This window comes from Candidatus Thiosymbion oneisti, from assembly GCF_004359955.1.
GTDB lineage: Bacteria > Pseudomonadota > Gammaproteobacteria > Chromatiales > Chromatiaceae > Thiosymbion > Thiosymbion oneisti.
Window position 1 is genome coordinate 22,216 of record NZ_SMSC01000017.1, and the last position, 19,710, is coordinate 41,925.

General features: G+C 63.6%; 18 protein-coding genes. 5 read left to right on the forward strand and 13 right to left on the reverse strand.

Features of this window, described 5'->3' with window-relative positions; all coding sequences use genetic code 11:
• Positions 1 to 112 precede the first annotated feature (112 nt).
• Positions 113 to 1,144, forward strand: a complete 1,032-nt coding sequence (locus E1958_RS11295; protein ID WP_133511965.1) for a CDP-6-deoxy-delta-3,4-glucoseen reductase — start codon at positions 113 to 115, stop codon at positions 1,142 to 1,144.
• Between the two features lie 300 nt (positions 1,145 to 1,444).
• Entirely contained in the window at positions 1,445 to 2,398 is a 954-nt protein-coding gene (locus tag E1958_RS11300; RefSeq protein ID WP_133511966.1) for a serine hydrolase, read from the forward strand.
• Positions 2,399 to 2,596: 198 nt separating this feature from the next.
• Here E1958_RS11300 and ureG read toward each other — a convergent pair whose 3' ends face one another.
• The 6 genes from ureG to E1958_RS11330 all read right to left on the reverse strand — a co-directional run bounded on the left by ureG (position 2,597) and on the right by E1958_RS11330 (position 8,532).
• Positions 2,597 to 3,244, reverse strand: a complete 648-nt coding sequence (ureG, locus tag E1958_RS11305; RefSeq protein WP_133511967.1) for an urease accessory protein UreG — start codon at positions 3,242 to 3,244, stop codon at positions 2,597 to 2,599.
• 10 nt (positions 3,245 to 3,254) lie between these two features.
• On the reverse strand, positions 3,255 to 3,968 hold the full coding sequence (locus E1958_RS11310; RefSeq protein WP_243725262.1) for an urease accessory protein UreF: 714 nt from the start codon (positions 3,966 to 3,968) through the stop codon (positions 3,255 to 3,257).
• Positions 3,925 to 4,383 (reverse strand): urease accessory protein UreE, encoded by a 459-nt coding sequence (ureE, locus tag E1958_RS11315; protein ID WP_133511968.1) that lies wholly within the window; start codon positions 4,381 to 4,383, stop codon positions 3,925 to 3,927. The genes E1958_RS11310 and ureE overlap by 44 nt, the downstream gene beginning before the upstream one ends.
• A gap of 602 nt (positions 4,384 to 4,985) precedes the next feature.
• Complete coding sequence (locus E1958_RS11320) at positions 4,986 to 5,633, reverse strand: LutC/YkgG family protein (RefSeq protein ID WP_133511969.1); 648 nt, start codon at positions 5,631 to 5,633, stop codon at positions 4,986 to 4,988.
• 610 nt (positions 5,634 to 6,243) lie between these two features.
• On the reverse strand, positions 6,244 to 7,656 hold the full coding sequence (locus E1958_RS11325; protein ID WP_243725263.1) for a LutB/LldF family L-lactate oxidation iron-sulfur protein: 1,413 nt from the start codon (positions 7,654 to 7,656) through the stop codon (positions 6,244 to 6,246).
• A gap of 132 nt (positions 7,657 to 7,788) precedes the next feature.
• Positions 7,789 to 8,532 carry a (Fe-S)-binding protein gene (locus E1958_RS11330; protein ID WP_133511970.1) on the reverse strand — a complete coding sequence of 248 codons (744 nt, stop codon included), beginning with the start codon at positions 8,530 to 8,532 and terminating at the stop codon, positions 7,789 to 7,791.
• A gap of 227 nt (positions 8,533 to 8,759) precedes the next feature.
• Between E1958_RS11330 and E1958_RS20880 the strand changes: the two genes are divergently transcribed.
• From E1958_RS20880 to E1958_RS11345, 3 genes are all read left to right on the forward strand, one after another.
• Positions 8,760 to 9,155 carry a hypothetical protein gene (locus E1958_RS20880; RefSeq protein WP_133511971.1) on the forward strand — a complete coding sequence of 132 codons (396 nt, stop codon included), beginning with the start codon at positions 8,760 to 8,762 and terminating at the stop codon, positions 9,153 to 9,155.
• A 38-nt stretch (positions 9,156 to 9,193) separates the two neighbouring features.
• Complete coding sequence (locus E1958_RS11340) at positions 9,194 to 12,973, forward strand: CHAT domain-containing protein (protein WP_166664640.1); 3,780 nt, start codon at positions 9,194 to 9,196, stop codon at positions 12,971 to 12,973.
• Between the two features lie 550 nt (positions 12,974 to 13,523).
• Positions 13,524 to 14,645 (forward strand): glycosyltransferase, encoded by a 1,122-nt coding sequence (locus E1958_RS11345; protein WP_243448339.1) that lies wholly within the window; start codon positions 13,524 to 13,526, stop codon positions 14,643 to 14,645.
• Positions 14,646 to 14,946: 301 nt separating this feature from the next.
• On the opposite strand, the gene argB is transcribed toward E1958_RS11345, so the two are convergent.
• The 7 genes from argB to E1958_RS22015 form a co-directional block, all read right to left on the reverse strand.
• The gene (gene argB, locus E1958_RS11350; RefSeq protein ID WP_133511973.1) at positions 14,947 to 15,861 is read right to left on the reverse strand and encodes an acetylglutamate kinase; all 915 of its coding nucleotides are present in this window, start codon (positions 15,859 to 15,861) and stop codon (positions 14,947 to 14,949) included.
• Positions 15,862 to 16,085: 224 nt separating this feature from the next.
• Positions 16,086 to 16,541, reverse strand: coding sequence for a dUTP diphosphatase (gene dut / locus E1958_RS11355; RefSeq protein ID WP_133511974.1), 456 nt, complete (start codon positions 16,539 to 16,541; stop codon positions 16,086 to 16,088).
• Positions 16,513 to 17,730 (reverse strand): bifunctional phosphopantothenoylcysteine decarboxylase/phosphopantothenate--cysteine ligase CoaBC, encoded by a 1,218-nt coding sequence (gene coaBC / locus E1958_RS11360; protein WP_424945079.1) that lies wholly within the window; start codon positions 17,728 to 17,730, stop codon positions 16,513 to 16,515. The genes dut and coaBC overlap by 29 nt, the downstream gene beginning before the upstream one ends.
• A gap of 212 nt (positions 17,731 to 17,942) precedes the next feature.
• A complete protein-coding gene (locus E1958_RS11365) occupies positions 17,943 to 18,242 on the reverse strand; it encodes a type II toxin-antitoxin system RelE/ParE family toxin (RefSeq protein ID WP_133511976.1) in 300 nt (99 codons plus the stop codon).
• A complete protein-coding gene (locus E1958_RS11370) occupies positions 18,236 to 18,415 on the reverse strand; it encodes a hypothetical protein (RefSeq protein WP_133511977.1) in 180 nt (59 codons plus the stop codon). The genes E1958_RS11365 and E1958_RS11370 overlap by 7 nt, the downstream gene beginning before the upstream one ends.
• Before the next feature lie 42 nt (positions 18,416 to 18,457).
• Positions 18,458 to 19,423: a reverse transcriptase family protein gene (locus E1958_RS11375; protein WP_133511978.1), complete on the reverse strand. Its 966-nt coding sequence runs from the start codon at positions 19,421 to 19,423 to the stop codon at positions 18,458 to 18,460.
• Positions 19,392 to 19,700, reverse strand: a complete 309-nt coding sequence (locus tag E1958_RS22015) for a helix-turn-helix domain-containing protein (protein ID WP_207787629.1) — start codon at positions 19,698 to 19,700, stop codon at positions 19,392 to 19,394. Before E1958_RS22015 ends, E1958_RS11375 begins: the two co-directional genes overlap by 32 nt.
• Between the last annotated feature and the right edge of the window lie 10 nt (positions 19,701 to 19,710).

Here is a 19,710-nt window from a genome sequence, read left to right on the forward strand (position 1 = left end):
TTCGGTTACTGACGGGTTGTCGAAACGGCCGACGGCACCATATTGAAGGAGGTTATCGACATTCAAGCCGCCATCCCAACCACCTTATCTGTTGTAGATTGTAGAGAGTATCATGAGTTTCAAGGTCCGTACCGAGCCCGGCGGTCATACCTTCGAGGTCGCGACCGGCGAGGGCCTGCTCGCAGCCGCGCTGCACCAGGGAATCGGCCTGCCGTATGGCTGTCGCAACGGTCAATGCGGCTCCTGCGCCGCCCAGCTACTGCAGGGTGAGGTCGCTTATCCCGAGGGCGCGCCGGAGGCACTCCAAGGCCGGAGCCAAGACACCTGCATAACCTGTCAGGCCGTCCCCCGGAGTGATCTGATCATCCGGGTCCAGGAGGTCACGACCGCGGCCGGGGTGGAAGTGCGCACCCTCCCGTGCCGGGTCGTCGCCAAGCAACAACTGAACCATGATGTGATCCGGCTCTACCTCAAGCTGCCGGACAATCAGCGCCTCCAGTTCTTTGCCGGACAGTACCTGGACTTCATATTGCGCGACGGACGCAAGCGCGCCTTCTCCATCGCCAATGCGCCCCATGACGACGCGCTCATCGAGCTCCATATACGCCACGTAACCGGCGGCGAGTTCACCGATTATGTCTTCGACAGCATGCAGGAGAAGACCATCCTGCGTATCCAGGCACCGCTGGGGACCTTTACCCTGCGGGAGGACTCGCAGCGCCCGTTGATCTTCATGGGCGGGGGAACCGGCTTCGCACCCATCAAGGGCATCATCGAGCATGCCTTCCATATCGGCATCGAGCGTCCCATGCACCTTTACTGGGGGGTACGCGCACGGCGCGACCTCTACCTGCCGGACCTACCCGAGCAATGGGCGCGGGAGCACTCCAACCTGACCTATGCGCCGGTCCTGTCCGAGCCGGACACGGGTTGGACGGGGCGCACCGGCTTCGTTCACGAGGCGGTCGTCGCCGACCATCCGGACCTGAGTGGCTTCGATGTCTACATGAGCGGACCACCGATGATGGTGGATGCGGGCCGAGCGGCCTTCGGGGCACGCGGGCTGGCGATGGACCAGATGTTCTCCGACGCCTTCGAGTACGCCGCCGACAGCGTGCGGAAAGGGGATTCCAGCGGACGCTGACGGCATAACCCACACTCAGATCTCACCGACGGGAGACCCAAGATGGCGTGCTTCGCAGGTCAAGGGCGCACGCTATCTTGTGCCTCAATCACTATTCCCACATATTAAAAACCGCTCTGATCTATCTGACAAATATCACAATTCTTTGCATTCGCCGGTTGTCCTTTCGATTGCGAGCGTCTATGCTGGACAGATAGTCGATATCAGGTTCGGCGCGCGGAGGTGCGTCGGGTGTCGGCCGTACCTCATTACTTGGTCATCACGACTCCGGAGAATTCAGATCAGGAGTGAGCATCGACCATGAGCACGCATAACGACTTTCCGGACCCTGGGCGCTCGGAAAATACCCTGTCCTTCCCTACGCGGCGGGAATTCCTCGCCGCCGTGGTATCTTGCTCCGGTGCCCTGGCGCTGGGATTGCCATCCCTGGTCCGGGCCGGCGGCCGGCGGCCAGCCTTGCAACGACAGGTCTCGGATCTGGTCAAAGGCATGCGCTCCCGGGGCCTGATACGCCCGGAAGAAAAGACCTCCTGGTCCGTCTACGACTTGACCTCCCGCAAAAAGCTGGTCGCCATCAACGAGGATATCCCGCGCCAGGCGGCCAGCATGATCAAGCCCTTTGTCGCCCAGGCCTACTTCTACAAGCTCCAGGATGCCCGCGGTAAGCTGCGCTACACTGGAGCGGTGCGCAAGACCATGGAAGCTATGATCCGTGACAGCGACAACCGGGCGACCAACCGCATCATGGCCATCGTCAGCCGGCACGAGCGGAACCGCGGGCCGAAGGATGTAGAACGGGTATTGAAGAAGAACGCACCCGGCGTTTTCCGCGAGACCCGGATCGTGGAATCGATTCCCCCCGATGGCCGTACCTACCGCAACCTGGCGTCGGCCCATGATTACAGCCGCTTCTTATATGCCCTGTGGCACGACCGCATGCCCGGCACGGACGAGTTGCGCGAAATCATGTCTCTGCCCAATCAGGACCGCATCTGTCACGGCGTCAGATCCATTCCAGACGACGTGAAGATCTACGACAAGACCGGCTCCACGGCCCGGCTGTGCGGGAACATGGGCATCATCGAGGCACCGGGGCGCGGGGGAAGATATTACCCCTATATCTTTATCGGTATCATCGAGCGCCCCTCCCGCGCCCAGCATTACGAGCATTGGATCACTCAGCGCAGCGACGCCATTCGCGCCGTCTCCGACCTCGTTTACCTGGACATGAAACAGCGCCACCAGTTAGCCTGAGCCCGATCGTCCACCAAACCATCTCCTCGGGGTTCCGTCTTGGCCCCGACCTACCTTTTTATGCCCAATCTACGCGCTGGCGCCTGGGGGGGCAGACGCGGACCCCATGCCTCTTAGAAGCTGTCTGGTTAAAAGCAATCCTGAATGATTTGGCGCGGTTTGGTTAGTTTTCAGATAGCCTCTAAGCACTACCGAAATTCAGACGCCTTTGCCCTGGGGGAGGGACGACCCCGGCGCTCGGGTGAGCATCCCTTCGCGCAGGATGAAATCCACGACCTGGTCCAGCCCTTGACCTTCCCGCAGGTCGGTAAACACGAAGGGCCGCTCGCCCCGCATGCGCTTGGTGTCCCGCGCCATGACCTCCAGCGACGCCCCCACATAGGGCGCCAAGTCGATCTTGTTGATCACCAGCAGGTCCGAACGGGTGATGCCGGGTCCGCCCTTGCGCGGGATCTTCTCGCCCTCGGCCACATCGATGACATAGAGGGCCAGATCCGCCAGCTCCGGGCTGAAGGTGGCCGAGAGGTTGTCGCCGCCGCTCTCGATGAAGATCACATCCAGATCCGGGAAGCGCGCCTGGAGATCCTCCACCGCCGCCAGGTTCATGGAGGCGTCTTCACGGATGGCGGTATGAGGGCAACCGCCGGTTTCCACCCCCACGATGCGCGCCGCGTCCAGGGCCTGGCTGCGGATCAGGAACTCGGCGTCCTCTTTGGTGTAGATGTCGTTGGTGACCACGGCCAGCTGGAAATCCCCGCGCAGGCGTTTGCACAAGGCGTCCAGCAGCGCCGTTTTGCCGGAGCCGACGGGACCGCCGACACCGATGCGTAGGGCCGAGTTGTTCATGTTCGGTGCCTCAAGAGCGAAACAGACGGGTGTACTGGGTCTCGTGGGCGCTGCTGGCGATAGCCAGGGCCGGGGTCGAGGCCCCGATCTCGTGGTCGGCGAGGGCCAGTGCCCTGGCGACGGCCGCGGGAACCTCCGCCGCCAACCGCTGGAGTATCCGCTGGCCCTGGGCGCGACCGAGGGGGATGATTTTAATCCCGGCCAGGACCAGATTCTCCAACCAGCCCCAGGCATATCCCAGGGCGGTGTTGCGCACCGGGATAGCCCAGGCCGCGGCGGCGAAGGCGAACCCCGCGGCCTGACTGCGCGCCAGGGTCGTCTTCCAATCCCGGGCCCCGGTCAGCTCCCAGGCGATCAGCAGATCCGCCAGGGCGCGTCCGCGATTGGCCTCCTCCGCCCGCAGCTCGGAGGTCTCGCGGGCGGCGAGCAACCAATCGATCCAGTGGATCATGGCCGCCAGGTCCCGAACCCGAGCGGCGTCATACATGCGTGCCAGCAAGGGCAGGTCCAGATTGACCAGGGAGTTGCCGAGCTGATCCAGGAGCCAGGCCTGCAACTGCTCCGCGCTACGGATCCAGCCCGCCTCCACCGCCCACTCGATGCCTTGAGAATAGGCAAAGCCCCCGATCGGCAGCGACGGGCTCACCAGCTGCAGCAGCCGCAGCAGCGGCAAGGGGTCGTCAGTGCTCCCGGTGTCCTGCGCCATGGGTATGCCCGGGGCCACCGTAGGCGCCGCGCTCGGGTTCGATAGGGGCCTCTTCCAGGATTACCTCCAGGCCCAGGCCGCGCACCAGCGCGTCCAACACATGATCGTGGGGATAGCGCAGGCGTCCGGGCTCGATTTGCAGGGCCACATGGCGGTTTCCCAGGTGGTAGCAAGCGCGGGCGAATAGCCAGGGGTCTCGGCCGAGGACGGTGGAGACGGGCTCCCGGGCCGCTTTGACCCGCACGATCAGCCGTTCTTCGGAGATCAGACAGTCACCATCCCGCAGGCGATCACCGCGGGCGAGGAAGATCCCCGCCTCACGCCCGTCGTCCAGCCTTACCCGCAATCGACTCCTGACCCGTTGCTCCAGGGTCAAGGTAACACTGAAGTCGGTCCGGACCGGTCGGTCGAGCTTCTTGATCAGGCGAATCATTACCCAATGCCATTAAGTCAAGCCTCAAAGCCCCCCTCCCGGCGGAAGAGAGCCTGCCCCGAGCGCAGTCAGGTAGGTTGAGCAAAGCCCACCGCGCTCGTTCCCACGCTCCAGCGTGGGAACGCCGGCTTGTCCGCTCCAGCGGACGCAGCTCCTCTGTGCTGATAGGCGTTGGCTGTTAGCCTACCGAGGCGCTTAATCGACGCTGGAGCGTCGGGATCTGCTCCCACGCTGGAGCGTGGGGAGCCAGCTGAAAATCAATGTATGGTAGTGGTAAATTTATAAGTGAAAAAGTAGAGCGATTCATCCTTTTGATCCCCTCTCCCGGCGGGAGAGGGGGCATAGTGGCCAGTGCCGTTGGTCATGTTCTAACTTAGATATTAACCACTACCCGCGCGGGGAGTGCGTGCACTGGCCGGCAAGCTCGGAACCACCGCACTCACCGCATCCTACACCCAATGCAAGGTCCGCGCGGGCAGGCGACGCGAGGGGTGATGTGGGTGTAGGTTGCGTTAAGACGCCGGCACTGCCGCCACCATAGATGAGCGGGCCTTGGTGCGTCGAACGCAACACGTCGAATCCTCCGGACAACGCCAAATCATTCAGGATCGCACTAAGACCACCAGCCTCTGCGGCCCGTGGACCCCATAAGCCAGGGTCTGCTCGATGTCGGCGGATTTAGAGGGACCGGAGATCAGCAGAACATTACCCGGCATCCCGGTCTGCCAGGCCTGCCGGGTCAGCAATTCGTGGAAGGTCGAGCAAATCTCGGCCGCGTCCAGCAGCACGCAGTGGATAGGGGGCACCAGGGACAGGAGGCGCGGCTCCTGGGGCGTCGGCCACAGGACCAGGGAGCCGGTCTCGGCGATGGCGCCCCGGCAGCTGGTGAAGCCTGCGTCCACGGACCGGAACAGGGTATCGCGACAGGCCTCCACAGGCTCCAGGTACGGGATCAATCGGACCGCGCCCCGGTCCGGCCAGCCCTGCTCCAGCGCCGGCCCCAAGGGACCCTGGGGACCATAGAGCAGCGCGCCGCCTTCCCGGTGCAGGAGTTCGTACATCCGCTGGGGCCAGTCGGCACCGACTTGGTGGACCTCGCCGTGAGCCGCCTCCATCCGGGCCCGGAAGCGCCGGAGGCACTCCGCCGGGTCCCAGTCAAACCGGCGCAGAGGGATGTCGGGCGGCGTTTGCTCCTCTTGGATACCGCCCGCCCGCAAGCGTTGGAGGATACCTGATCTGGCGTCGCTCATGGGGGCCCCCGTGCTATTAACATCGGTTCGGTTGTTTCATTGGAGATTATTTTTTCCGCAAATGAACGCGAATCAACGCAAATTGCTCGCAATCGGTTCGCCATCATCGACGGTTCTTGGTTCATTGACGTTGATTTGCGGCCATTTGCGTTGATTTGCGGACAAATTTTGCATGGGGGTCCTGCCGGCTCAATGTTATCGCAGGGCGAGCGCGTATAAATCCTCCCGAAAACATGATCTTGTAGGTTGGGCAAGGGCTGTAAGATGTGGTGAGCGCAGCGAACCGCATCTTTGGACGGTGCGCCGTGCCCAACGAAATGTTGATGTTGGGCACGCCGGATCGTCCCTGATCCGGCTTTGCCCAACCTACGAGCCGGCAGGATGCCGGCGCTCCCAGCTTTGCCCAATCGACACGGCTGGTAGTAACTTGTTAATCAAAAAGAAATTTATACGCGCCCGCCCTGAATGTTATCGGTAACCCGTAGGATGGGCAAAGCAAGCGTCCATCAAGCGGGTTCTAAGGTATCGGACATTCCGCGGCGGTTTCCGTACCGCGGCGGCTGGTTAGGATGCACCAAGCGAAGCGTGCCCATCGATCCATCTGTGGCCCTCAATCATCGACAAAGCCCGCCTCCCGCGCCAGTCGGTGCAGGCCCTTGGGGGCGAGGCGTGGGGGGCGCCGGCTCTTGGTCCAGGGCCTAATCAGCCGTGGGATCAGGGTGCCCGTCCTGCTCAGCAGGCCGCTCAGGAACCGGTAGCGACCGGGGTCGGCGTGGAGCCAGGCCCAGAGTCGCCAGATTGCGGCCTGCCTGGGGTCACGCCGACTGCCGCGGCCCGGCACTTGGGAATCGGACCCGGCGCCTACCCCTTCGGCGCGCAGTCGGTTCAGGAGGCGGGGGATGGGGATGCGTACCGGACATATCTCATCGCAGGCACCGCACAGGCTGGAGGCGTCCACCAAGGATCCGGCCGCGGCCAGGCCCTGGAGCTGGGGCTCGAGGATACCGCCGATCGGGCCCGGATAGACGGTGCCGTAGGCATGGCCGCCGAGGCGTACATACACGGGGCAGTGGTTCAGGCAAGCCCCGCAGCGGATGCAGCGCAGGGTAGTCCGGAGCTCCGGATCGGCGAAGATGCGCGACCTGCCGTTGTCCAGCAGGATCAGGTGAACCTCCTGGGGTCCGTCCAGCTCGCCGGTCCGGCGCGGCGCGCCGATCAGGTTGACATAGGTGGTGATGGGTTGGCCGGTGGCAGAACGGGTGAGCAGGGTCAGCAGGGTCGGGAGCTGATCTAAGCGCGCGATCACCTTCTCGATGCCGGTGACGGCGATATGCACCTCAGGGACCGTGGTGCACATGCGGCCATTGCCCTCGTTTTCCACCAGGGCCAGGGTCCCGGTCTCGGCCACCGCGAAGTTGACCCCGGTGAGGCCCGCCACGGCACCCCGGAACCTCTCGCGCAGGAGGCGGCGGGCGGTGGCCGTGAGCGCTTCGGCGTCCTCGCTGTAGGGGAGCTCCGGGAACCTGGCCTTGAAGAGTTCGGCGATCTGGCGCCGGTCCTTATGGATGGCCGGTGCCAGGATGTGGAACGGGCGTTCCTCCGCGAGCTGGACGATGAGCTCCCCCAGATCCGTCTCCACGACCTCGATGCCCTGGGCTTCCAGGAAGGCGTTGAGTCCCAACTCCTCGGAGACCATGGATTTGCCCTTGATGAGCATCCGCGCCTCGTGCCGGTGCAGGATATCCAACACCTCGCGATTGGCCTGATCGCAGGTCTCGGCCCAGTGGACCCGAATGCCGTTGGCGGTGCAATTGCGCTCCAACGCTGCGAGCAAGTCGGGGAGGCATGCCAGGGCCTGGGCCCGAATGGCCTGCCCTTGGTCCCGCAGACGTTCCAGTTCGTCCCGGTCCGAGAAGGCCGCCCGGCGCTTGGCGACCAAGCCGTCCAGGGCGCGTCCTATGTTTGCCCGCGTCCGCTGGTTGCCGAGGGCATCCGCGACCCGGGCGTGCCACTCAGCCGCCACTGGTCCGCTCCCAGGTAGTGGTAAATTCATAAGTGTTAAAGTAGAGCGGTTCATCTTTTTGATCCCCTCTCCCCAACCCTCTCCCGGCGGGAGAGGGGGCATAGCGGCCAGTGCTGTTGGTCATATTACAACTTAGATATTAACCACTACCCGCTCCCACACCAATTCGGCGATGTGCTTTACCTGCGGTCCGCTCCCTCGGCGCCGGAAGGTGCCTTCCAGATTCATGAGGCAACCCCAATCCTGGCCCACCAGCAGGGGGGCACCGGTAGCGGCGATGGCGGCGGTCTTGTCCGCGGCCATGGCGGCGGAGAGCTGCGGTTCCTTGACCGCGAAGGTCCCGCCGAAGCCGCAGCACTCGTCGGCATGGTCGGGCTCCAGGACGCGGACGTTGGCGAGCCGGTCGAGTAGCTCCCGGGCCGCATCCGCAACGCCCAGCTCACGGCGCGCCGAGCAGGAATTGTGCAGGACGACAGCCAGCGGCGGTCCCGGAGCCACGGGTCTGAGATCCAGGACCCGCACCAGAAACTCGGTAAACTCATAGACCCGACCGGCCAGATCCAGGGCGCGGGCCTCATCAGGGGTGCCGGCGAAGAGCCGCGGGTAGTGCACGCGGAACATGCCCGCGCAGGAAGCAGAGGGGACCACCACCGGGATGTCCGCGGGCAAGGCGTCGAGCTGGGCGGCCGCTACGCTACGGGCCTGGTCCCGGTAACCGGAGTTGTAGGCCGGCTGACCACAACAGGTCTGACCCTGGGGGTAGCGGACCCGGATGCCCGCCCGCGCAAGCAGCCGCATGGCGGACAGGCCCGCCTGTGGATAGAGCAGATCGATCAGACAGGTCCCGAAGAAGTAGACCGCGTCGGGCTTGCGCATGGTGGTTATAGTTCGAGCGATCCGGTTGCACGTACCCGTTCACCGCCTTAGAGGCTGTATCTAAAAGCGGTTGTAGGGTAGTTAGAGCCCAAAGCCGAAGGGATGCAGCGGCCCTGCTTCAATGGGCTGGTCCAGGCTCCTCCAGGCTCCCTCCTCCGCAGGACAGAGCCTCCGTCAGGACCAGGCTGGCCCTTTGCCCAATCTACCACGCGGCGCGAACCGCATCGATGAATGAAACTGCCCCAATCGATGATGCGGTGAACACGGTAGTTTTCCGACAGAATGTCGGCGATCCCAGGGGCCGACAGAATGTCGGCGGTCCCAGGGGCCGACAGGATGTCGGCGGTCCCGGGCCGGCTGGGACCGCCGTCTTTCAGACGGCTTACGGACCCCATCACCAGCTGGCGGCAACGGTCAGAGCAGACGCCCTCTGGGCCGCACCGGATAACGCCGGACAGCCGGCAGGTTTGATTCCCGTGTATACCACCGGTCTGATGCTCTCCGTGGCGCGGAGCAACCAGGTTCCCACGCAGCGCGTGGGAACGAGAAATTGTTTCAGCAGTGATTATCATTCGGTTGCCCTGCCCCCAATCTGCCTGGCCGGACGGGCCCGCATCGGATAAGCTCTCCGCACCGAATGGGGAGACCGGGAGCAAGCGCCATGTCCGCTACTCTATTGATCCAAGACGACGCCTACGAGCTCTTCGCCGGCGACACGCCGATCGGTACCCGCCGAGTGCTGGATGCAGAGGCGTCCGCATGGCTCATGAACCTCATCTCGCGCTACGGACCCTTGGAAGCACGCCCGGACCCGGCCGCGGCGATCCGCATCGGCCGCGACCTCTACGCCTGGCTCGACGGCGACCAACACCAGTTGACCCGGCTGTTGGAGAGCGCCTCCCGCCCCTTGCTGCTGAGCATCCATTGCCCGCGCCGGGAGCCGAGCCTCGCCGAGTGGGCCCTGCTGCAAGCCCCCTGGGAGCTGGTGGCCGATGAGCGGGGCCATCTGGCCGCCGATGCCCTCCTGCAGTACAGCCCCCAGCGCCGCCTGGGCCCGCTCGGGGAGCCACCGCCGCCGGACCAGGACCAGTACCGGCTCGGCCTGGCCTTTATGGCCGCAGCGCCCCAGGATACCTCGGAGCTCGCCTATGAGGCCGAGGAGACGGCCATCCTCGACGCCGTGGGTGACACCAATCTGGACCTGCTGGTCGACGAGAGCGGCGCGGCCGCGGCCCTGGGACGGCGGCTCGGCGCGCTACGCCAGACCGGCCGCCTGCCCGTGCTGCACCTGTCCTGTCACGGCGATAACAACTGGCGGGACCGGCCGGACCAGGACCCGAGACCCGTCCTGCTCCTCGAAGACGACGCCGGCGCCCTACTCGCCACCGACGCCGCGGCCTTGCTGGGCACTCTGCGGCCGGCTATGCCCCGCCTCTTGTTCCTGTCCGCCTGCCGCAGCGCGGCGACGGCCGGTCACAGGCCCGCTCCGGGGGCCGGGCTGCCGCCTGCGCCCGGCAGTGAAAAGCCCGACCGCGACCCGGCTCCCAAGGTGGCACAAGCGCCGGTGCACTCCCTCACCAGCGCCCTGATCCAGGCCGGGCTGCCCGCCGTCATCGGCTGGGACGGCACGGTCGCGGACACCGCCGCCATCCGGTTCGCGGCCACCCTCTATCAAAGGCTCGCCGAGCGTGAAGCCCTGGCCCTGGCCGTTGCCGAGGCCCGCCGCGCGCTGCTCGATGCCGACCAGGAGCAGATCCGGAGCGACTGGCACCTGGCGCGGCTGTGGCTCGGCAGCGACGCGGACGGCGCCGCCCCGCTGGTGACTGGCCGTCGCAAGCGCTCCCTGTTGCCCGCCAGCCATATCTCGAAGACCTTCCTCGGCAAGGAGGTCCCGGTGGCCTCCCATGAGATGTTCGTCGGCCGGCGCCGGGAGCTCCAACATGCCCTGCGCAGCCTGGACGCGGGTCGCCACGCCGGCCTCATCCTCACCGGCATGGGGCGGCTGGGTAAATCCAGCCTGGCCGCGCGCATCGCCAACCGCCGCCGCGACGACTATGCACTGGCCGTGCTCCACGGCCGCTTCGGCCCTCAAGCTCTGCTCGATGAGCTCGAGGCGGCCCTCCACAGCTTCCCGACTGCCCGCGCGCTCCTGCAAGACGGGCAACAGAAGGTCCGGGCCGCGGCGCAGCAGGGAGCAGAGGAGGCCCTGGTCGCCCTCAGGAATCTGCTGACCGACTTGTTGCACGGCCCCTGCCAACAGCAAGACGAGACCGGACCGGCACTGCTGCTGGTCCTGGACGACTTCGAGCAACTGCTGGAAGAGGCCGCCGGTGCCCGCCCGGTCGCCGCCCGTTACGCCGGCCTGGTCGCAACCATCCTCCGGGCCTTCGAGCCGACCGCCACCGACAGCCGGCTGCTGATTACCAGCCGCTTCCCGTTCCGGCTGGCGGTGGGGGGCCAGGACCTGGCCGAGCGGCTCGACCGCCTCGAGCTCACCAGCTTTGGGGAAACCGCCGAGCGCAAGCTCGTACTGCGCCACCAGACCATGGCCGATGGATTGGACCTGCCCGACCTGGAAGAGCGCGAGAAGCTATTGGCGCGGGCTCGGACCGCGGCGCGCGGCAACCCGGGGTTGTTGGATCTGCTGATCGCCCGCCTGTTGCTCAATCCCGCCGTGCCCCTGGCCGAGGCCGCGGCGGCCCTGGGTGAGATGGAGGCCTACCTGGCCGGCGGCGGACTGCCGGAGGCCGAGCAGTTGCGCCAGCTGCTAGAGAACATCGCCGTACAGACCTTGCTCGGGCTGGCCGCCAAGGCCGGCAGTGCGACCCTGCTGCGGGCCATGACCTGGTTCCGACTGCCGGTGCCGCCAGCGGTCACCGCAGCGCTCGCCGCGGAGAGCGGGGGCCGGATACAGGACCTGAGCGACCTGGCCCTGCTGGAGCCGGGCGCAGATCCGGTACGACCGGACCTATCCGGGGTGCGGGTCAGCCCACTGGCCGCAGGCCGCCTAGCACCGCTTGCGGCGGCAGAGCAGGGGCGATTCGCTGCCATCGCGGTCGGACCCCTGTTCAGGGCCTGGGGCGGTGAAACAGGATGGCGCCCCGCCCTGGCCGACTTGCAGCTCGCCGAGCTCGCCCTGGCCGCGGAGAAGCCGCCGATCGCCGCTGCCTGCGGCGCCGGCGCCGTCCGGGCCCTGGAAGCGGACAGCTACGGCAAGGCGGCGAGGCTCGGGAAGGACCTGATTGGCTTGCTGGAAGCTACCGCGCATCCCATTCCCTGGCGGCTTTACGCCGATGCCGCCCGCGTGACCAGCGGTGCCGGGGACGGCAAGACCGCCGATGACCTCTTGGAACGGGGTATCGTGGCCTTGGAGGCGGCGGAAGAGGCCACCGATCTGGACGCACTGCCCCTGCTCGACGGATACGCCGACAGGCTATACCGGCGCGGCGAGCTGGATGAGGCCCTGCGCATCCGCACCCAAGAAGAGCTGCCGGTCTATGAGCGCCTGGGCGATGTGCGTTCCAAGGCCGTCACCCAGGGCCAGATCGCCGACATCCTGCAGGCCCGCGGCCAGCTCGATGAGGCCCTGCGTATCCTAACCGACGAAGTGCTCGGGGCCTTTGAGCGCCTGGGCGATGTGCGTGAAAAGGCGGTGACCCAAGGCAAGATCGCCGACATCCTGCAGAGGCGCGGCCAGCTGGATGAGGCCCTGCGCATCCGCACCCAAGAACAGCTGCCGGTCTATGAGCGCCTGGGCGATGTGCGTGAAAAGGCGGTGACCCAGGGTAAGATCGCCGACATCCTGCAGGCCCGCGGCGAGCTCGATGAGGCCCTGCGCATCCGCACCCAAGAAGAGCTGTCGGTCTATGAGCGCCTCGGCGACGTGCGGTCCAAGGCCGTCACCCAGGGCCGGATCGCCGACATCCTCCAGGCCCGCGGCCAGCTCGATGAGGCCCTGCGCATCCGCACCCAAGAAGAGCTGTCGGTCTATGAGCGCCTGGGCGATGTGCGTTCCAAGGCCGTCACCCAGGGTAAGATCGCCGACATCCTGCAGGACCGCGGCGAGCTCGATGAGGCCCTGCGCATCCGCACCCAAGAACAGCTGCCGGTCTATGAGCGCCTGGGCGATGTGCGTTCCAAGGCCGTCACCCAGGGTAAGATCGCCGACATCCTGCAGAGGCGCGGCGAGCTCGATGAGGCCCTGCGCATCCGCACCCAAGAAGAGCTGCCGGTCTATGAGCGCCTGGGCGATGTGCGTGGATTGCTGGTCTGCCGCACCAATATCGCGCTGACTCTGCTGGCTCGGGGACGGGCCGAGGAGCGCGCGCAGGCCAATGAGCTGCTCTGCCTCGCCTTGACCGACGCCAGACGACTGCGGATCCCGGAGGCACAACAGATCGAAGAAATCCTGCGGCAGCTCGGAATGACCTGTCGCCGGTAGGTGGGGCCAAGACTCTCTCGTTCCCACGCGCCGCGTGGGAACGCGGAAGCTCCGCGCCGCGGAGTGCCTCGGAGAGGCTACGAGCCCTAGTCCGTAGGGCGGGAAAGCACAGCGCATCCCGCCTTGCGGTGGGTTGCGGCCAGGCTCCCTGCGGGACGGCGCCTGGCCTTTCCCACCCTACGCGGGCTGGGTTGCGGCGTCCCAGCCGGAACGACGGTCTCAGGTGTCGGCTCCCGGCGTCGCCGGCCTGGTTTGAGCCGTGTTTTCCTATAGGAAAAATCGGTTCAGAGAACCACGGATGAACACGGATCGACACGGATGAAGACCAATCTGTGTTGATCCGTGCCGATCCGTGGTTCGAGATAGCGAGGATCAGGTAGTTTGTTATACTGCCGCACGCCACAATTCGAGTTTTTGAATTTCCCCCTCACCCCGGCCCTCTCCCGGAGGGAGAGGGAGGGAAATGCGCAGATTGTGCCATGTAATTGAGAACACCCCTGTCATAACCTTCGCTGCGTCCGTTGCAAACGATGGAAAGGGGCACATAATGATGCCCGATCCCGTGCGTCCCATCGCCGTCTTCGTCTCTTTCTCAGGGCACGGCGGGGTAGAGCGGATGGTCGTGAACCTGATCCGCGGCTTGGTGGCGCTGGGCCGACAGGTGGATCTGGTCCTGGTGCGCACCGAGGGCCCCCACCTCGAACGCCTGCCGCGGCAGGTGAATCGGGTGCATCTGGGCACCCGGCATACCTTCGCGGCGGTGCCGGCACTGGCCCGCTATCTGCGCCGATACCGCCCCGCTGCCCTGCTGGCGGTGAAGGATCGGGCCGGGCGCGCGGCGGTCCTGGCCCGGTGGCTGGCGGGCACCGACACCCGGATCCTCATGCGCCTGGGCACCAATGTCTCCACGGCCATGGCAGGCAAGACCGCCGGCGCGCGCTGGTTGCGCTTCTGGCCGATCCGTCGGCTCTATCCACGGATAGATCGGATCCTGGCGGTCTCCGCCGGGGTCGCCGACGATACCGCCCGCATCGCCGGGATCGCGCGTACAGGCATCCAGGTCATCCCCAACCCTGTGATTACGCCGGAGCTCCCCGGATTGGCCGCCGCGCCCTGTGACCATGCCTGGTTCCGACCCGGCCAGTCGCCGGTCATCGTCGGCGCCGGCCGCTTACAGCGCCAGAAGGACTTCCCGACCCTGATCCGGGCCTTCGCCCAGGTCCGTAAAGGACGCCCTTGTCGACTGGTCATCCTGGGCGAAGGCAACGGACGGGCGCGGCTCCAGGCCCTGAGCGCGGAGCTGGAAATCGCCGCCGACCTGGATCTGATCGGCTTTCGGGCCAACCCCTACCCCTACCTGGCCCGCGCGGATCTGTTCGTGCTCTCGTCCCGGTGGGAGGGCTCTCCCAATGTGCTCACGGAGGCCATGGCCTTAGGCACCCCGGTGGTGGCGACGGACTGCCCCAGCGGCCCCCATGAGCTGCTGGACGGCGGCAGGTACGGGGCCCTGGTCCCGGTCGGAGACGCCCAGGCCCTGGCCCAGGCCATGGCCGAGACCCTGGACCATCCGCTGCCGCCGCAAACCTTGCAGGCCGCGGTCGCCGAATACACCCAGGCCAAGAGCGCCGAGCGGTATCTGGAGGTATTGGAAGCAAGTGTTATTGGAAAGTGAAACCAGAGAAATACACGTCTAAATAAGGGCGCCCTTGAAGAATGCTGCTGTTGTTCGGCGGTCGAGCGGGTGGTAGTGGTAAATTTTTAAATGGTTAGCGTAGAAGGGTTCACGCTCGTTCCCACGCTCCAGCGTGGGAACGGCAGCTTGTCCGCTCCAGCGGACGCAGCTCTTCTGTGCTGATAGGCGTTGGCGGTTAGCCTACCGAGGCGCTTAATCGACGCTGGAGCGTCGGGATTTGCTCCCACGCTGGAGCCTGGGGAGCCAGCCGAAAATCAATGTGTTAGTTTTTAGACAGTCTCTAAGTCTTATTCCCTGACTTTTCGCTCCGAATCAGGGTCCCCACGCCTTCGTCCGTAAACAGGTCCAGCAGGAGCGCATGTTCCACGCGGCCATCGATGATGTGGGCGGAGCGCACGCCCGCATGGACCGCGTCCAGGGCGCATTTTATCTTGGGCAACATGCCGCCGGTGATGACGCCCTGCCGGATCAGGCCAGCGACGGCTTCCGCATCCAGCTCGCTGATGAGCGCGCCGGAGGCGTCGAGCAGCCCCGGCGTATTGGTCAGCAACAGGAGCTTTTCCGCCCCCAGCACTTCCGCCATCTTGCCGGCGACCAGGTCCGCGTTGATGTTGTAGGAGGAGCCGTCTGTGCCGACGCCGATGGGGGCGATGACGGGGATGAACTCACCCCGGATCAGCATATTGACGACGCTCGCGTCGATCCGCTCTACCTCGCCCACATGGCCGAGATCCAGGATCTCCGTGGCCTTCAGCTCCGGTGCGTCGTGGTGCAGGCGCAGCTTACGGGCGTGGATCAGGTCCCCGTCCTTGCCTGTCAGACCCACGGCCGCGCCGCCGTGCCGATTGATGAGATTGACGATCTCTTTGTTGACCAGACCACCCAGTACCATTTCGACTACGTCCATGGTCTCGCTGTCGGTAACCCGCATGCCCTGCACGAACTCGCTGTCCTTGCCCAAGCGTTGGAGCAGGCTCCCGATCTGGGGACCACCGCCGTGCACCACTACCGGGTCGATGCCCACCAGCTTCATCAGCACCAGGTCGCGGGCGAAGCCTTGCTTGAGGGATTGCTCGACCATGGCATTGCCGCCGTACTTGACGACCATGGTCTTGCCGCGAAAACGCCGGATATAGGGCAGGGCCTCGATAAGTACCTGGGCGATCTTGTGGGCGCGTGCGATGGCAACTGACATCTCGATTGTTCTCTTACGTTCTCTCACAGATTAAAAACGAAACAATCTGTGAATATATTCATCATCTATGGACAAAAAAGACCATCTGATCTTTTACGACCGATTTGCGTTGATTCGCGTTCATTTGCGGCAAAAAAAGGATTCCCGATCGAAGACCAAACTGTTGTTATTGGTACTTCGGCACTGTATCGAGGTCCTGATAAGGGCTTCGGATACCGCCCGGCTCAGCGGCGCCCGGTATGGCCGAACCCACCACCGCCGCGCTCGGAGTCGGTAAAATCGGTGACGACCTGCAAGTCTGCGTGCAGGACCGGGACCAGCACCAGCTGGGCGATCCGCTCACCGACCGCGATGCGGAACCGAGTGTGGCCCCGATTCCAACAGGAGACGTATAGCGGCCCCTGGTAGTCGGAATCGATCAGACCGACCAGGTTGCCCAGGACGATGCCGTGCTTATGTCCCAATCCCGAGCGCGGCAGGATCAGGGCCGCAATACCCGGCTCGGCGATATGGATCGTCATGCCGGTGGGAATCAGCTCGCACCGTCCGGGGTCCAGGTCCAGCGGTCTGTCAAGCATCGCCCGCAGATCCAGGCCCGCGGAACCTGCGGTAGCGTACTCCGGCAGGGGGTAGTCCCGACCCAGCCGGGCATCAAGAATCTTGACTTGGAGCCTGTGCAAGGTAGCGCTCCACGATCAGGTCGGCCAGGGCATCCGCCAGCCGGGCCTTGGGGCTGAGGGGCAGCGATCGGCGCCCGCCGGGCCACAACACCAGCAGGGCGTTTTCCGCGCGGTCGAACCCGCCGGTTTCGCCGCCGACCAGATTGGCCGCGATCATGTCCAGTCCCTTGGCCGTGAGCTTGGTACGCGCATGCGCTTCCAGGTCTTGGGTCTCGGCGGCGAAGCCGACGGTGAAGGGACCCTGGGCCAGGGCGGCGACCTGGGCCAGGATGTCCGGGTTCTTGACCAGGCGCAGGTTCAGCTCGGCTTGGTCCTTCTTGATCTTCTGCCCCGCCGGCACTTGCGGCCGGTAGTCGGAGACCGCCGCCGCGGCGACGAAGAGGTCGCAGTCCCCGACCCGCGCCATCACCGCCGCCTCCATCTCCAGTGCTGACTCCACGGGCACCAGCTCCACCCCGTGGGGCGCGGCCAGGGCGCTCGGTCCGCTGACCACGACCACCTGGGCACCACGGGCGGTGAGGGACCCAGCCAGGGCGTACCCCATGTGGCCGGAGCTGCGGTTGCTGATGTAACGGACCGGGTCCAGGGCCTCCCGGGTGGGGCCTGCGGTAATCAGGACCCGCCTTCCCGCGAGCCGCGGGCCGATGCCGGACGAGAGGGTGCAGAGTGCCAGGGCATCCAGGATCTCGTCGGGCTCCAGCATGCGTCCGGGGCCCTGTTCACCACAGGCCTGATCGCCCTGGGCCGGTCCCAGGATACGCACCCCCCGGTTCTGCAACCGGGCCAGATTCTCCTGGGTCGCCGGATGGCGCCACATGCGATGATTCATGGCCGGGGCCAGGACCAGCGGCGCTGTGGTGGCCAGGGCGAGGGTGGTCAGCAGATCGTCGGCCAGACCGGCGGCCAGGCGCGCCATGAGGTCGGCGGTCGCGGGCGCCACCAGCACCAGGTCCGCCCAACGCGCGAGCTCGATGTGGTCCATCCCCGCCTCCGCGCCCGGATCCAGGAGGTCACAACGTACCTCGTGGCCGGAAAGCGCTTGCAGCGTCAGCGGCGTCATGAAGGATTGGGCCGCGGCCGTCATGACCACGCGGACCTCGGCCCCACGCTCACCCAGGCGTCGCACCAGTTCGGCCGCTTTGTAGGCCGCAATCCCGCCACTCACGCCCAACAATACCTTGATGCTCACGGGGTCGATGTATGCAGTTGTTGCTTGCTCGGCAAGCCCAGCCCGGCCTGTGCGGGAATGATCACTCCCTCCTCCTCATCCGGGTTTTGTTTTTATTATCTCTAGTACACCATTTCACCTGATTTTGCACTTGTAGGGAACGGCCGACCTGCCGTTCCGCAAACTGTTCGGAACGCCACAAAGGGCGTTCCTTACAGCAATATCAATCGAAATCAGGTACTAGGAATATCTTCGACTTCCAAATGTCGCCGCTTGTGAATGATTGCCAGAACTTCGATAAGGTTATCGGATTTGATCTCATACAGAACCCGATAAGAGTAAAGCCCTAGCTCCCGTATGGCATCTTCATTCAGTTCCGGTACCATTCGTCCTTTGCGGGGCAGTTCATCCAGACCAATGGTTTTCTTGACCAGTTCTTCACTGACTCGTCCGGCATACAATGGCGAGTCCTGGGCGATGTAATCATGGATGTGGCGAAGCTGGCGTTTGGCATGTTTCGTCCACTTCACCATGATTGAATATCCTTCAGCACCTCCTCGGCGGATTGGGTTTTCCCTTCGGCGGCGTCTTGTTGACCACGCCGGATATTCTCCAGTACATAGAGCCGGTAGACAATTTCTTTGGTATCCACATCGTCGGGTAGCCGTTGAATCGCCTCCAGTGCTTCCTGTTTGGCGGTTTGCATCGTCATCATCTCATTCGTCAGGCCGGTGGGTTGCCTGCTGAATCATCGTATTGGTTTGACTGTCTGCAGGCGCTTTCTGAGTTTGTTTCCCTCAGTCTCATGAAATCTGGTAAGTGTGCTAACTTTGCCGGACGTACGTTCCCAGGATTTTCTATAACCTTCTGAGGTACGGTCTTGCATGTAATGATTTTCACAGCGATGCACCATCGCACGAATGATTTTCCTTTTTTCCTTTGGCATTGACGACGTATTCTTGTTTACATTAAGGCCAGTGACTCCCATTCTGTTATCATTTGTCGCTATTCGATGCTTCGCCCGCTTGGGTGAATATCCCCTCAAGCTAAGCATTCTGTAAATTTCAGAAATGACAAAACTCTTTTTAGATGCACCAATTCTACACCTTGAGGAGACCGTTATATCATCTATGAAACGGCTGTACGAGAAACCACGCTTTTCAAGTCTTTCTACCAAATCAGGTTCCAAATCCCAAAAAGCGAGGTTTGCCAGATATCCACTCGTTTTCCACCCCTGCGGCAGACAGTCGTTGTAAGTGGTCAGGGATGTCAGAACAGATGCAACATCAGGGCTAGTATGGAACAAGCATTGCCAGATTGAGTGTACCACGTCAGTTTTTGTGCTCGAGAAGAAATCTTTGATATCTTCGGATATCAGGATATTCTTTCCCGAGTGGATGGCAGCATGACATTTGTAGTCCCTTGGCATCATTGAATCCGAGATGCCGCCAAGAAGGTAGTAGGGATAGCAGACCCGCTTTAACAGCCTATTCTTAATTTTCTCGTGGAGCCCCTTGAGTGGCTCTTTAGCGTTACTTGTTAGTCTCGGCTCACCGGATTTCTTTCTCAGTGTCTTTCCGGGTATCCAGAAACTTTCAACAGATTTGGAAACGGTGAGCAAGTCTTTGGCAGAAATGGAAAGCATGGATGCCAGTGCATCAATACATCCAATAGGTCCGACTTTAGAATAGGCTTTTCTGTCTTGATGCTCCATCTATGATTCCCATGATATTACGCGTCAGTTCTTCTATTTGATTTTCAGTCAACTCCGTTATTTGCTCGTTATCGGCAGCGAGGAAAATCAATACGCTGACTGGAATGCTTAGGGCATTTGAAATAGCCTCGATTGTAGATAAACTCGGGTCCCGTTTTCCCCTCTCCAGCAAGCAAAGATGAGACACGGAAATATCTGCACGGTCGGCAAGTTGCGACTGTGTATATCCCCGCTTCTTTCTGACTAACTTTATTGTACTGCCCAGGTTCATATTCATAAGAAATAGA

Coding starts and splice junctions, on each gene's coding strand:
- E1958_RS11295 (WP_133511965.1), top strand. CDS start 113: ATGAGTTTCAAGGTCCGTACCGAGCCCGGCGGTCATACCTTCGAGGTC.
- E1958_RS11300 (WP_133511966.1), top strand. CDS start 1,445: ATGAGCACGCATAACGACTTTCCGGACCCTGGGCGCTCGGAAAATACC.
- ureG (WP_133511967.1), bottom strand. CDS start 3,244: ATGAACAACTCGGCCCTACGCATCGGTGTCGGCGGTCCCGTCGGCTCC.
- ureE (WP_133511968.1), bottom strand. CDS start 4,383: ATGATTCGCCTGATCAAGAAGCTCGACCGACCGGTCCGGACCGACTTC.
- E1958_RS11320 (WP_133511969.1), bottom strand. CDS start 5,633: ATGAGCGACGCCAGATCAGGTATCCTCCAACGCTTGCGGGCGGGCGGT.
- E1958_RS11330 (WP_133511970.1), bottom strand. CDS start 8,532: ATGCGCAAGCCCGACGCGGTCTACTTCTTCGGGACCTGTCTGATCGAT.
- E1958_RS20880 (WP_133511971.1), top strand. CDS start 8,760: ATGAATGAAACTGCCCCAATCGATGATGCGGTGAACACGGTAGTTTTC.
- E1958_RS11340 (WP_166664640.1), top strand. CDS start 9,194: ATGTCCGCTACTCTATTGATCCAAGACGACGCCTACGAGCTCTTCGCC.
- E1958_RS11345 (WP_243448339.1), top strand. CDS start 13,524: ATGCCCGATCCCGTGCGTCCCATCGCCGTCTTCGTCTCTTTCTCAGGG.
- argB (WP_133511973.1), bottom strand. CDS start 15,861: ATGTCAGTTGCCATCGCACGCGCCCACAAGATCGCCCAGGTACTTATC.
- E1958_RS11365 (WP_133511976.1), bottom strand. CDS start 18,242: ATGGTGAAGTGGACGAAACATGCCAAACGCCAGCTTCGCCACATCCAT.
- E1958_RS11370 (WP_133511977.1), bottom strand. CDS start 18,415: ATGCAAACCGCCAAACAGGAAGCACTGGAGGCGATTCAACGGCTACCC.
- E1958_RS11375 (WP_133511978.1), bottom strand. CDS start 19,423: ATGGAGCATCAAGACAGAAAAGCCTATTCTAAAGTCGGACCTATTGGA.
- E1958_RS22015 (WP_207787629.1), bottom strand. CDS start 19,700: ATGAATATGAACCTGGGCAGTACAATAAAGTTAGTCAGAAAGAAGCGG.